The sequence below is a fragment of the Gelidibacter pelagius genome (genome assembly GCF_017581925.1).
In the GTDB taxonomy this organism is placed as follows: domain Bacteria; phylum Bacteroidota; class Bacteroidia; order Flavobacteriales; family Flavobacteriaceae; genus Gelidibacter; species Gelidibacter pelagius.
Genome location: NZ_JAGEVG010000065.1, coordinates 1 through 842, shown reverse-complemented (window position 1 = coordinate 842; position 842 = coordinate 1). Strand labels below are relative to the sequence as shown.

The 842-nt window shown below is 29.8% G+C and carries 1 protein-coding gene; it reads left to right on the top strand.

Annotated elements, in window-relative coordinates; genetic code table 11:
• Positions 1-113: 113 nt before the first annotated feature.
• Entirely contained in the window at positions 114-623 is a 510-nt protein-coding gene (locus J4051_RS18845; RefSeq protein ID WP_208235436.1) for a hypothetical protein, read from the top strand.
• The last annotated feature ends 219 nt before the right edge of the window (positions 624-842 follow it).

Sequence of the window (842 nt, the reverse complement as noted above, 5' to 3'; positions counted from 1 at the left end):
TTTAAAGCCAAAAGAAATACTACCTTAACCGCTCTCTAAATAGCAATTGATTCATTAATTTTAGTCCGAATTGAGTTGATGCACAGACTCACGTTAGGTGCAAGTTAAAAAAAATGAGCAAGCAAAAATTAATTAAAAGATTTAAACATTATTATCCAATTGAAAAATTTCACGCCTTTGTGTCATTTCCAGCACTATTTGTCTATTTATTGTATAATTATTCATTTCAAGATATTTTTTTTCTTTTATATGGAGTTTTAACCTGTATAATAATTTTAATTCAAGGACAACACTACTGGAAATTAAAGTTAAATAAATTGACAAATAAGCCATTTGATCAAGTAAAAAATATAAATTTTTTTAAGAATTCAAAAAAACTAAACTGGATATTAATTGGACTTATTCCAATAATTTTATTTATTCAATTATTTCAAAACAACTGTGAAGTCACACATAAGTTTTTAGTGGGAATATTTCTCAATCTTTTCGCAATTCTTGAACATATAAATTATTATTACCGTCAGTTGACAATTGATAAGCTATCTGATTTAAAATATATAATTCGAAATAAAAAATTGAAAATTGCAAGTTTAGCTAAAGATTTAAATGAGAATGAGATATAAAACCTGCACCTAACAATGTGTAAAAATAATTGCTTGTTCTCGCCTACTTGGAAAATCCTGCGGATTTTCCAATATTACGTGAATGTTTGCAATTGTCCGTGACAAACCACGCCACTGCTCATACGTGTGCCGAGAGTAACGACCGGCTGAAAGTCGTTACGTAACTGTTTATAAGATGGTGGAACCGACCCACCGGTGTTGTCCTACAGGGGAAAGCAT

Excerpts from the sequence above, each read along its gene's own strand:
- J4051_RS18845 (WP_208235436.1), top strand. The coding sequence starts at position 114 with ATGAGCAAGCAAAAATTAATTAAAAGATTTAAACATTATTATCCAATT.